General features: G+C 35.7%; 8 protein-coding genes. All 8 read left to right on the top strand.

The annotated features are described in order from the left end of the window. The first annotated feature begins 120 nt into the window (after positions 1-120). The 8 genes from GKF99_RS01910 to GKF99_RS01875 all read left to right on the top strand — a co-directional run bounded on the left by GKF99_RS01910 (position 121) and on the right by GKF99_RS01875 (position 12648). Entirely contained in the window at positions 121-783 is a 663-nt protein-coding gene (locus tag GKF99_RS01910; protein WP_347233075.1) for a nitroreductase family protein, read from the top strand. A 168-nt stretch (positions 784-951) separates the two neighbouring features. Further along, complete coding sequence (locus GKF99_RS01905; protein ID WP_094206371.1) at positions 952-1896, top strand: DnaJ domain-containing protein; 945 nt, start codon at positions 952-954, stop codon at positions 1894-1896. A gap of 18 nt (positions 1897-1914) precedes the next feature. Beyond that, positions 1915-4500 carry an ATP-dependent chaperone ClpB gene (gene clpB / locus GKF99_RS01900; RefSeq protein ID WP_154272534.1) on the top strand — a complete coding sequence of 862 codons (2586 nt, stop codon included), beginning with the start codon at positions 1915-1917 and terminating at the stop codon, positions 4498-4500. A 1126-nt stretch (positions 4501-5626) separates the two neighbouring features. Next, complete coding sequence (gene galU, locus GKF99_RS01895; protein WP_154272533.1) at positions 5627-6490, top strand: UTP--glucose-1-phosphate uridylyltransferase GalU; 864 nt, start codon at positions 5627-5629, stop codon at positions 6488-6490. An 82-nt stretch (positions 6491-6572) separates the two neighbouring features. After that, entirely contained in the window at positions 6573-6860 is a 288-nt protein-coding gene (locus GKF99_RS08670; protein ID WP_154272532.1) for a GHKL domain-containing protein, read from the top strand. A gap of 79 nt (positions 6861-6939) precedes the next feature. Further along, positions 6940-8742 (top strand): ABC transporter ATP-binding protein, encoded by a 1803-nt coding sequence (locus GKF99_RS01885; RefSeq protein ID WP_154272531.1) that lies wholly within the window; start codon positions 6940-6942, stop codon positions 8740-8742. Further along, positions 8726-10561: an ABC transporter ATP-binding protein gene (locus GKF99_RS01880; protein WP_154272530.1), complete on the top strand. Its 1836-nt coding sequence runs from the start codon at positions 8726-8728 to the stop codon at positions 10559-10561. The genes GKF99_RS01885 and GKF99_RS01880 overlap by 17 nt, the downstream gene beginning before the upstream one ends. 53 nt (positions 10562-10614) lie before the next feature. After that, positions 10615-12648 (top strand): cell wall-binding repeat-containing protein, encoded by a 2034-nt coding sequence (locus GKF99_RS01875; RefSeq protein WP_154272529.1) that lies wholly within the window; start codon positions 10615-10617, stop codon positions 12646-12648. The last annotated feature ends 110 nt before the right edge of the window (positions 12649-12758 follow it).

The following is a 12758-nucleotide window of genomic DNA, read 5'->3' as shown; positions in this document are numbered from 1 at the left end:
GGAATAGGTGGATTCCATTTTTTATTTGTGTGGAATGGTTAAATGTATGCGTGGTGGTGCGTGAATTTTCATGATTTGTGGTATATTATAATAAGTATATATTTTAATGAGGGGGACAAGGTGGATATTTTAGAGTTGATGCACAAGAGGCATTCTGTCAGAAAATACATAGATGAAGAGATTGATAATTCTGTGAAGGAGATTATTGAACAGAAGGTTGATGAGGTTAATCGTGAGTCGAGTTTGAATATAAGGGCTGTGTTTGATGACAAGGAAGGTTTTAATTCAAAGCTTGCAAAGTACGGAAAGTTTGAGAATGTGAATAATTTTCTGATTATGAAGGGTGTAGGCAATGATTTGAGCGAGACTTGCGGATATTACGGCGAGAAGCTTGTGATGGAACTTATGAATTTGGGTTTGGGTTCGTGCTGGGTTGCCCTTACATATAATAAGAAGAATATAAGAAAATACATAGAACCTAACGAAAACTTGGTGATTGTGATTGCGTTCGGTATTCCTGCAAACTGGGGTTACAATCACAAGAGCAAACTTCCAAGACAAGTGTCAAATGTGAATGAAGATTTTCCACAATGGTTCAAGGATGGTGTCGATTGTGCACTTAATGCACCGACAGCGATTAATCAACAAAAATTTATGTTGACTTTGGTTGATGATAAGGTGAAGGCGAAGGCGAAATTTGCTCCGTCAGCAAAAGTCAATTTGGGAATTGTGAAATACCATTTCGAAGTGGGAAGTGGCAAGGATCATTCCATATGGATATAATGATTTAATTTTAGAATCAAAATAAAAATTAAAAATCTAAAAGTCAAAGATAAAAATCAAAAGTCAAAGATATTGCAAAGATTGCAAATACTATTGATTATGCGCTCGTAAGGGTGTATAATAATATCAAGGTCAAAGAAAGTCAAAAACAAATTATGGGAGGTTTTTATGGAATATAAAGATTATTACAAAGTTTTGGGGGTGGATAAAAAGGCGAGCTCCCAAGAAATTAAAAAAGCATACCGAAAACTCGCCAAGAAATATCACCCTGATTTAAATAAAGGCGATGAGAAATCACAAGAAAAATTCAAGGAAATCAACGAGGCTTACGAGGTTTTGGGTAACGAAGATAAGCGTAAAAAATACGATATGTTCGGATCAAATTATAACTTCCAAGGCGGACAAAACTTCGATCCGAATGCGTACGATTTTGGAAACTTCGGAGGATTTGGTGGTTTCGGCAAGAATTCTGGTTCGTACACTTACACAACTGGTGGAAGTGGCGGAGGATTCTCGGACTTTTTCAATGCGTTTTTCTCAGGTGGACAAGGTAGCGGCGGAGGATTTTCCGATATTTTCGGTGGATTCAAAGGCGCTGGAAGAAAATCACAACCAAGGCAAAGATACGACACGGACATTTCCGTTTCTTTATCAGATATCTACAATGGTGTAGAAAAAAGATTGGGACTTATGATTGGGGATAAAAGTGTTAACTTGAATTTGAAAGTTCCAAAAGGGATTTTGCCTGGCAAGAAGATTAAGGTCAAGGGCGAAAAGTTCGGAGTTGACGGGGACATTTATGTGAAGATTAACTTGGTTGATGTGTACAACAAGCTTGAAGATCACAATATCATCAAGAAGGTTGAACTTAAACCATGGGAAGCTTATTTTGGAAAATCTATCAATGTTGAAACGATTAGTGGTGAGAGAATCAAGGTTAAGATTCCGAAAAACATCAAGGCTAATCAAAGAATTAGGATTAAGGACAAGGGATTTGTGGATATGAAAGGTGTCAAAGGCGATTTGTACCTTGAAATTTCTATCGTAAATCCAACAAAATTAAACGAAGAACAAGAAAAGTTATATAAACAATTATACGAATTATCTGAATAATGTTAGGAGGTAAGAATTATGGATTTAAATAAATTCACACAAAAATCTGTTCAAGCAATTCAAGATGCGCAAAATACTGCGATAAAATTGGGCAATCCAGAAGTTACGGATGTTCATTTGAGTTATGCGTTATTGTCTGATTCAGATTCTATAGTTGCAAAGACTATCCAAAAATTGGGCGCAGATTACAAAAAAATCGTGAGCGCTTTTAATCAAAAAATAGATTCTCTTCCTAAAAACGACAGTCAATCGAGTGTGTACCCTAGCACTGCTTTCCAAAGAATTTTGTTGAAAGCAGAGGACGAAGCTAAGTCAATGGGAGACAGTTTCGTGTCAGTGGAACACATTTTTATGAGTATTTTAGGAGAAAAAAACACTGTTAGTGCAGTTTTGTTGAAAGATTTTAATGTCAACAAGCAAAACTTCGCATCTAATTTGAAGGATTTGAGGGGAAATCAAAAGATAGATTCTGATAATCCAGAAGATACAACAGATGTGTTGACAAAATACGGTCGTAATTTGACTGATTTGGCGAAAGAAGGCAAACTTGATCCAGTTATCGGTCGTGACGATGAAATCAGACACAGCGTTAGGATTTTGAGCCGTAGGACGAAGAACAATCCAGTGTTGATTGGTCAACCAGGTGTTGGTAAAACTGCGATTGTGGAAGGCTTGGCGCTTAGAATTGTCAATGACGATGTTCCAGAAACTTTGAGAAACAAATCTATTTTTGCATTGGACATGGGAAGTTTGATTGCCGGTGCGAAATTCAGAGGAGAATTCGAAGAAAGATTGAAGGCTGTGTTGAAAGAAGTTGCAGATTCTGACGGCAAAATCATTATGTTTATCGACGAGATTCACACTTTGGTTGGAGCTGGAAAATCAGAAGGAGCAATGGATGCAGCAAACTTGTTGAAGCCAATGTTAGCACGTGGCGAAATCAGAACAATCGGCGCTACAACGTTGGATGAATACAGAAAATACATCGAAACAGATGGCGCATTGGAAAGAAGATTCCAAAAAGTTTTGGTTGAAGAGCCTTCAGTAGAAGACACGATTTCGATATTACGTGGTATCAAGGACAAATATGAGATTTATCACGGAATTAAAATCACTGACAATGCTGTAATCGCTGCGGCAACTTTGTCGGACAGATATATTACCGACAGATTTTTGCCAGACAAGGCTATTGATTTGATGGACGAAGCAAGTGCTATGGTTAGAACTGAGATTGATTCTATGCCTGAAAGCATCGACGAAACTAAGAGAAAAATATTGCAACTTGAAATCGAACGTGCTGCTTTGAACAAAGAAGACGATGAAATGAGCAAAATCAGACTCGAAAATTTGGAAAAAGAATTACAAGATACTAAAAACGAGTTTGATGCGATGTATATGGAATGGACTCAACAAAAATCCAAGGTCGACGAAATCAAGGACACAAAATCTGAAATCGAAGCCGTAAAACACGAAATGGAAGAAGCTCAAAGAAAATATGATTTTGAAAAATTGTCTGAATTAAAATACGGAAAATTAGTCGAACTTCAAAACAAACTTGAAGAATTGAACAAAAAAATGGACGAAGACGACAGTTCTATCATCAAAGAAAGCGTAACTGAAGATGAAATCGCAGAAGTTGTGAGCAAGTGGACTTCAATTCCTGTGACAAAATTAGTGGAAACAGAACGCGACAAGATTTTGAATATGGACAAGTTGTTGCACAAGAGAGTTGTGGGACAAGATGAAGCTGTAACTGCTGTGACTGATGCAATCATCAGGGCTAGAAGTGGTTTGAAATCACTCAACAGACCAATCGGTTCATTTATATTCCTTGGACCAACTGGTGTTGGTAAAACAGAACTTGCAAAAGCTTTGACTGAAAATATGTTTGATGACGAAAAGAATTTGATTCGTATCGATATGTCAGAATATATGGAAAAACACGCAGTAAGTAGACTTGTCGGAGCTCCTCCAGGATATGTTGGATACGATGAAGGTGGTCAACTAACTGAAGCTGTCAGAAGAAAACCATACTCAGTGATTTTGTTCGACGAAATCGAAAAAGCGCATCCAGATGTGTTCAACATATTGTTGCAAGTTTTGGATGACGGACGTTTGACTGACAACAAAGGTAGAACTGTCGATTTCAAAAACACAATCATCATCATGACAAGTAACATTGGATCGATGGATTTGATTGAAGGAATTGACGACAGTGGAAATATTTCTGATGAAAGCAGAAATTCTGTAATGGACGAATTGAAATCCAGATTCAAACCAGAATTTTTGAATAGAATTGACGATATCGTAATGTTCAAACCATTGACAAAAGATGACATCTACAAGATTATTGAAAAACAAGTTTCATTGTTACAAAAACAATTGGAAGACAGACAAATCACCATCGAAATCGACGAATCTGCAGAAGATTTGATTATCGACAAAGCATACGATGTATTGTATGGTGCAAGACCAGTTAAGAGATTTATCGAATCCAACGTCGAAACAAAACTCGGCCGTGAATTGATAAAAGGCACTGTAACTGACAAGGACACTGTCGTTATTACAAATGTAGATGGCGAATTGGGAATTAAAAAGAAATAGATTTTAGAGAAAATAGGCAACGGGGCTTGCCTATTTTTTGTTGCCAAAAGAGGTTTTATAAAAGGTAAAATCAGAAAACTGATTTGCACGAACACTCAGACAAGGAAATTTGTCGCAACATAAACATACGGAATAAAAGTCGTAACACGCATCGTCTGGCTTACGAAAATTGGCGAATTCTAATCTCGAAATTCTAAAATCTCAAACTCGTGCTACGCACTCAAACAATGAGATTTTTTAACGAACTTCTTCGATTGAATTTGATACAATTTTCTCCAGATGACTCGCTTAGTTACGAGCTTTTATTGGAGTGCTACAATAAAAAATAGGCAAGGTTTATAACGAGGAGAGGGAGAGGATTAAAAGTCGTAACACGCATCGTTTGGCTTACGAAAATTGGTGTAATAGACTAGACTGTTTCGGTTTATGATAAATCAGAAAACTGATTTGCACGAATATCTGTCTTCGGAAATTTGTGATTTCTAAATCTCAAAATCCTGAAATTTGAAGCTCGTGCTACGCACTCAAGCGGTCAAATTTCTGGCGGATTTTTTCGATTTGAAATCATGTAAATTTCCTACGAATGATATTCTTAGCAAATGCAGTAATCTGCTTTTGTATATCTACAAGGATAAAATGATTAATTCTAAAAAATAAATAAAAAAATAGCAAGACTTAAAACGAGGGAGAGGTGGAATTTGACACAATTTTCTCCAGATGACTCGCTTAGTTACGAGCTTTTATTATGAGTGCTGCAAAAATAGACAAGCTTTAAGACGGAAGAAGGAGATTAAATAAATTCTGTGTAGCGTAAAAAGAGGATTACCGATTTTGCTAAGAATATCATCTGGAGAAAATAACTAAAAATCCAAGCGAAGTGACCCGTAGAAAATCTCACTCGTGCCAGCCGGAGGCGCACTTGAGATTTTAGGGTCACGAGTGCGAGGATTTTTTTATTTTCGTAAGTCAGATATTCGTGCAAATCGGTTTTGCACTTCTTGTTAGCACATGCGACTTCAAAATCTTGCGACCTACACCCACCTTATAGCAAAAATCAACATTTCTTGTTACAATATTATTAGAGACAAATGATTTATGGCGTAAAATTATAACACGAGGAGTGACAATGAAGGTAAGAAAAGCGGTTATTCCTGCGGCGGGTTTTGGTACGAGGATGCTTCCTGCATCGAAATCTGTTCCGAAGGAGATGCTTCCAATCTATGACAAACCAACTTTGCATCATATTGTAAAGGAGGTTGTGGATTCTGGAATTACGGATATTTTGATTATTATAAGCAAGGATAAGGGATCTATCGAGGATTATTTTGATGTGAATTTTGAATTGGAATACGAATTGAACAAGAAGTCTTCGGAGATTTCTGGTGAAATTCACGAGCTATCGAAGATGGCGAATATTTACACTATTAGACAGAAGAAGAAAAACGGTCTTGGAGATGCGATAAAATACGCGGAAAGTTTTGTTGGTGATGAGCCTTTTGCGATTTTGTTGGGTGATGATATTATCTACAATACTTCTGATGAACTTCCTTGTATCAAACAAATGGCTGATATTTACGAGAGGGAAGAGTCTCCGGTTTTGGGTGTGCAAGAAGTTTCGTGGGAAGATGTAGACAAGTACGGGATTGTGAATGGTGTGAAGACTTCGGATAGAATTACTGAGGTTGAGTCGTTGGTGGAAAAACCAAGCCGCGAAGAAGCTACGACTAACTTGGCTATTCTTGGAAGATATATTGTAACTCCAGATATTTTTCCGATTCTTCACGAAACAAAACCTGGCAAGAATAACGAAATTCAATTGACTGATGCTTTGAACCAGCTTGCAGAAAAACGCAAGATGATTGCGTACGATTTTATCGGCAAGAGATACGATGTCGGTAACAAGCTTGGGTTTGTGAAGGCTACGGTTGATTTTGCACTTCATGATGAGAAAATAAAGGACGAATTGTTAGAGTTTTTACGAGAAAAATAATTATTAGCTATTGGCACAAGGTGTCAGTAGCTTTTTTTATTTAAAAATTATTTGTTGTGATAAAATAAGACAGAGGTGTGTTATGAATATTGCAATCGTAGATGACGAAGAAAATATAAGAAATTTGTATGCAAAATACTGTGAAGAATGGGCGGATATCAACAAAATCGATTTGAAGACTAAGTTTTTTTCATCTACTAACAAGACAAGTAGCAAAAAACAGGAGAAGTTTGGCAGAATTTTCAAATCGACAAAGGGCGATAACAGAGGGCTGGGGCTTATCAGTATTGACGAAATCGTTGACAAATACGACGGTTACATCAACAGAAATTCAGAGGACAATGCTTTTACGACGGAGATTTTGATATAGTCATCCCTGTTTTTGATATGCTTATCCCTAAAACGAAAATACGATAGTATTTCGGTTAAGATATTATTGGGAGGTAATTATGAAGAAAAATTATTCTACAAATGATAATATTAAATTTATGTTCAATCTTGCGTGGAACAACCAAAAAAGTTTGATTTTCATGCTGATAATTATGGCTATCACAACTGCTGGAATTGATATTTTACAGTTGTACTTTACTCCACAAATTATCAAAATGGTTGAAAGCTCACAAGATTTCAGAACGATTATGCTTACAGTTGTCGTGTTTGCGGTCTTGATTTTCGTCTGTTCAGCGACAAAAGAGTCGTTGGATTTGAGGATCTTGCCAAAGAAAATCTACATTCGAACTTTGATGTTAAATCAATGTATTGAAAAATTCTTGTCGATGGATTATGAGATGATTTTGGACAAAAATGTTTTGGATTTATCCGAAAAAGCGAACGTAAACTTAGAAGGAAATGATCAAGCTACAGAACACATCTGGATTACGATGAAAGACGTTTTGTATTTACTAATCAGCACAAGTGTGTATTTGATTTTACTTGCAAGGCTTCCTATTTTCATAATTTTGGTGTCGATTATCGCCAGTTTGATTAGTTTTCTGTATTCAAAAAAACTTAAACAATGGAAGTACGATAACAGGAAAACACAAGCTAAGTTTGAAAAGGAATTCAACTACATTAATTCAGTTAGTAGCCACAAACACGCAAAAGATATCAGGATGTTCGGGCTTGGAAATTGGCTGGAAGATATTTACGACAGCGTTTTTGTCTTGTACGATGATTTCTTGAATAAAATGGGAAACAAAATGTTGATGGCAGATTTCTTGGATTGCGTGTTCAATCTTTTGAGAAATTCCATTACATATTATTATCTGATAAATTTTGCAGTAAATGGCAAGATCGATGCAAGTATGTTCTTGTTGGCTTTTTCTGCACAAACAAAATTCGGATATGATGTTCAAAGATTGTTCAATTTTCTCAGTGTGCTTTTTATGGAAGTAAAGGATATTGCAACTGTAAGAGAGTTTGTAGATTTGGAAGAAAAGTTCAAAAAAGACGGAGGAATCGAATTAAATCCTTATGATGATATTACGATAAAATTCGAAAACGTGGGATATAAATATCCTGGTAGCGACGAATTTGTATTGAAGAATGTGAACTTCCAAGTCAACCCACAAGAAAAGGTCGCTGTTGTTGGACTCAATGGATCGGGGAAAACTACGTTGATTAAACTTTTGATAGGATTTTTGGATCCAACAGAAGGTCGTGTGCTTGTCAATGGAATTGATTTGAGAGAACTCAACAGAAGAAAATATTACGAGATTTTCTCTGCAGTGTTCCAAGATTATTCGATATTGCCTGAAACAATTTACATGAATGTCACACAATCAAAATCCACAGATGATGTAGAACGTGTGGAAGAAGTGTTGAAGTTGGCAGGACTTTACGACAAAGTTAAGGAATTTCCGGATGGAGTATTCAACACGATTGAAAAATATATCTACCAAGATTCTCCTGTTTTATCAGGAGGGGAAACTCAAAAGCTACTTCTTGCGAGAGCTTTGTACAAGAATTCGAAGTTTTTGATATTGGATGAGCCGACGGCAGCGCTTGACCCATTAGCAGAAAAAGATTTGTACAACAAATACAATGAACTAACGAAAAACCACACATCGATTTTTATTTCTCATAGAATGGCTTCAACGAGGTTTTGTGATTACATTTTGTTGATTGGAAATAAGGGAATTGAAGAAAGAGGAACTCACGAGGAATTGATGAAAAAAGGCGGAACGTACAAATATTTGTTCGACACTCAAGCGAAATATTATAGGGAGGACTACAATGCAAAAGAATCTTAAACTATTCAAAGATACTTGGAGTGTTTTGTGGAAAAATTACAAAAAGCTTATTCTCAGCTACACTCTTAACTGTTTATTCTCAGCAATTTTTCCTTTAATTAGCATTTACGCATCTGCTAGAATGATAGATGGAATCGTCAATAAGATGCCTGTACAATTTGTAGGTAAATGGGCAGTAATTGCGTTGTTGTCAGTGTTTTTCATTCAAATAATTCTCGCCTTGACGAATAAAATCCAAAACACATACAAGGACAAGAAATACGAGATATTTTTTCATATTTTATCAAAAAAATTCAATGAATTGGATTACAAACAATCCCAAGACACAGACATTATTGGAGAAAAATCGAATATAGAACAAAACATAAACATCGGTGAATTCGGAATTATAAGAGTTCTTTACGCATACGATATGATATTGGAGTCTTTATTGGCGATGATAGGTAGTTTGGTGTTGTCGTATCAATTTCTCATTACAAGCTGGAATGCACCAGAAAGTTTTTCGTTTCTAAATAGCGTCTGGATAAATGTTTTGTTGATTGTAGTGGTTGTATTTTTATCATGGATTTCACAGAAATTCAACGCAAAACAGTTTGAAATTTGGAACAAAATAGCTGAACAAGGAAAATTCGGAAACCGAGTGTTCTCATTTTATTGTTGGCGAATGAAAGATAAAAGCAGAATGCTGGATACGAGAATGTATCGTCAATATAATATTGCAGCTAATATGCTTAATGAATGTGGGATTTTTAATCCTGGTGGATTTTTCGATAGAATTATGTCGACAGAAGGCGTCACTTACAAAATACTCAGCGAATTTTTCTCGAAATTACAAGTTTTGTTGATTTATCTTGTCGTAGTATCCAAATCATTGCTCGGAGCTATTTCAATAGGAATGCTCAGCCAATATTTGGGAAGTTTGATAAATTTTACGAGTAATTTGTCGAAATTCTTGGAAGGAGTTGCATTGTACAAGACAAACACTCCGTATGCAGAACTTATGATGGATTATTTGCACAAAAAATCGGAATTTTACAATGGAAGTTTGACTACAGAAAAAAGATCCGACAAAAAATACGAAGTTGAATTCAAAAATGTCAGCTTCAAATATCCTGGAACTGACAATTGGGTATTGGAAAATATCAATTTGAAATTCGACCTTGGGAAAAAATTGGCGATTGTAGGGCAAAACGGTTGTGGCAAGACTACTTTTGTGAAGTTGTTGATTAGATTTTACGATGTTACTGAAGGGGAAATCTTGTTGAATGGAATTAACATCAAAAAATACAGATACGATGAGTATTTGAAAATATTCTCAGTTGTGTTCCAAGATTTTAATTTGTTCGCATATCCATTGGAACAAAATGTCGCTTCTGGAATGGATTACGACGAAGAAAAAGTAGTTCAATCGCTAAAAGATGTTGGGATGTACGACGATGTTCAAAAATGGGAAAATGGAATCCAAACTTATCTGTACAAAGATATTGACGAAAATGGAATCAGCGTTTCCAAAGGTCAAGAACAAAAAATCGCCATCGCAAGAGCATTGTACCAAGATAGTCCGTTTTTGATTTTGGATGAACCGACGGCGAGCTTGGATCCTATAAGTGAGGCGGAAATTTACGAGAAATTGGGAGAAATAATCAAAGATAGAACGGCAATTTTTATCTCACACAGGTTGTCTAGCTGCAAATTCTCCGACAAAATTATCGTGTTCGACAAAGGAGAAATTGCTGAAACTGGAGATCACGACAGCTTAATAAGCAAGAACGGAATGTACAAGAAATTGTGGGATGCACAGGCGGAATTTTACGTTTAGAAAATGATATTATTTCCTCGATATGTGGTATAATTTTTGTTAAGGAGGAAGGTATGAATAAAAAGAAGTTATTGATAGCTTTTCTACTAGCATTTTCAATGACAACAGGAATTAGTTACGCCGAAGAAGAAAACATTATTTCACCAAAAGTTGAAATAAATGACGAACAATTAAATCCCGAAAATAGTTCAAAACAAGAAAATTCTACAGAAAAAGCTGACCAAGCAGAAAAAAAGGACGAAGAACAACCAAATGAACAACCAAAAAAGGAAGAACACAAGGAAGTTCTTACGGACAAAAATGTAGCTGAAAGAGTCGAAGGACATGACAGATTTGAATCTGCAAATAAGATTCACGATGAGTTTTTCGACAAGGCAGAAGAAGTTGTACTTACATCAAGCGAAGTGTTTGCAGATGCGATAAGCTCTGGAAACATCACTGACGGTAAAATGCCGATTTTGTACACTGAAGGTTCAAAGCTAAACGAAAAGACTAGAGAACAACTTAAGAACAGAAACATCAAAAAAGTTCACATCATTGGTGGCGAAAAGACAATCAGCAAAGATGTTGAAGAATTTTTGAAAAAAATGGGAATCGAAGTTGAAAGAATCGACGGACATGACAGATACGCTGTCAACGCAAAATTAGCAAAGAACAAGAAAAATGCGGACACATTGGTGTTTGCAAGTGGAGAAAATTATGCAGATAGTTTGAGTTCTGTTGGACTTGCAAACAAAACAAAATCTCCAATTCTTCTAGTACAAAAAAATGTACTACCTACATCAATCAAAGAGTATTTATCATCAATCGATAAGACAAAGATTTTAAAAAGTTATATTGTAGGTGGAACTAACAGCATTAGCGATTCTGTAAAAGCAGAAATCGACAGCATTCTTAATTTGAAATCTACAAGAATTGCAGGAGCTGACAGATACAAAACAAGCGTTGAAGTATCCAAAGTAGCTTATCCAAACGCCAAAAAAGCTATATTTACAACAGGAGAGGTGTATGCAGATGCATTAGCAGCAGCTCCAGTTAGCCAAAAAATCGACGCTCCAATTGTTTTGGTTCCAAGAAATAATATTCAATTGGAAAAAGAAGCAAGTTCTTCTAACAAAGCACAAACTCACGAAAATTATTTGAAAGGTTTGAATGTAGAAGAAAAATCTTATATATTTGGCGGCAAAAATTCTATTTCAGATGATTGCTTCACAAATATTAAGAATGCTTTATTAAAGAAAGAATTAATCAAAGTTTACAAAACTGATAGAAATATATTCAGATTAAAAGATTACGTTGTTAATAACAAAGCTATCTCTTTGTTAACTGAAATGAAAGACACAGCGAAAAAAGTAATCGATGTTGCAGTTAACAAGATTTTGAAAGTTGTAAAGGTTGAAGATAAGTGGGTTAATTTGTCATTCAACGGAATTAACGGATGGATTAGACCGGAAGGATTCAAATACTACAATCCACAAGATTTCGGCACAGTTCACATCACAGTTCCAAATATAATGAACCAAATCACACCAAAATCACAACGTGGCATCAAACAAAAAGCTGCTCCAATTGGTTGCGAACCAACAGCTATGTATCACGCATTACAAGCAAAAGGTTATGCGTTGGAGTACACTTACAATGAATTTTTGAATCAACTTCCAATGAATACTAACGATAATAACACTGGTTTCTCAAAGAATCCTTACGTTTGGGACGCTTATTATCACACAAGAGTTATGGCGACATATATGAATCCAGAACCAATGACTAAGTTTGCGAACAGATTTGCAAATGGCAAAGCAGAAAATATTTCTGGTTCAAATATGAGAGATATTTTGGCTGAACTTCAAAATGGAAACACAATCATGTACTACGGAACGTTGAGATGGGAAAAACCAAGATGGTCAACAAATGTTTACGGAAAGAGATTTTTCGCAAACAACCACGGAATCTGCATCAATGGATACAATCCAAAAACAAACAGATTCTACTTGGCAGATCCTTGGTACTCAAACGAAATCACAAAATCATACAGTGAAGTATCGGAAAATTATTTGTCAAGAAGAATGGCAGTAGTAGTAAGATAAATGAATGGTCTCTTTTATAGAGGCCATTTTTTATTTGAAAAATAATATGAGCAAACTTGATGCACAATTTATAAAATAATATGAGCAAACTTCATGCACGAATATCTAGA

Origin of the sequence: Finegoldia sp. BIOML-A2 (assembly GCF_009678315.1) — a bacterium.
Classification (GTDB): Bacteria; Bacillota; Clostridia; order Tissierellales; family Peptoniphilaceae; genus Finegoldia; species Finegoldia magna.
This window is presented reverse-complemented; position numbering and strand designations above follow the sequence as displayed.

Excerpts from the sequence above, each read along its gene's own strand:
- GKF99_RS01885 (WP_154272531.1), top strand. The coding sequence starts at position 6,940 with ATGAAGAAAAATTATTCTACAAATGATAATATTAAATTTATGTTCAAT.
- GKF99_RS08670 (WP_154272532.1), top strand. The coding sequence starts at position 6,573 with ATGAATATTGCAATCGTAGATGACGAAGAAAATATAAGAAATTTGTAT.
- galU (WP_154272533.1), top strand. The coding sequence starts at position 5,627 with ATGAAGGTAAGAAAAGCGGTTATTCCTGCGGCGGGTTTTGGTACGAGG.
- GKF99_RS01880 (WP_154272530.1), top strand. The coding sequence starts at position 8,726 with ATGCAAAAGAATCTTAAACTATTCAAAGATACTTGGAGTGTTTTGTGG.
- GKF99_RS01905 (WP_094206371.1), top strand. The coding sequence starts at position 952 with ATGGAATATAAAGATTATTACAAAGTTTTGGGGGTGGATAAAAAGGCG.
- GKF99_RS01875 (WP_154272529.1), top strand. The coding sequence starts at position 10,615 with ATGAATAAAAAGAAGTTATTGATAGCTTTTCTACTAGCATTTTCAATG.
- clpB (WP_154272534.1), top strand. The coding sequence starts at position 1,915 with ATGGATTTAAATAAATTCACACAAAAATCTGTTCAAGCAATTCAAGAT.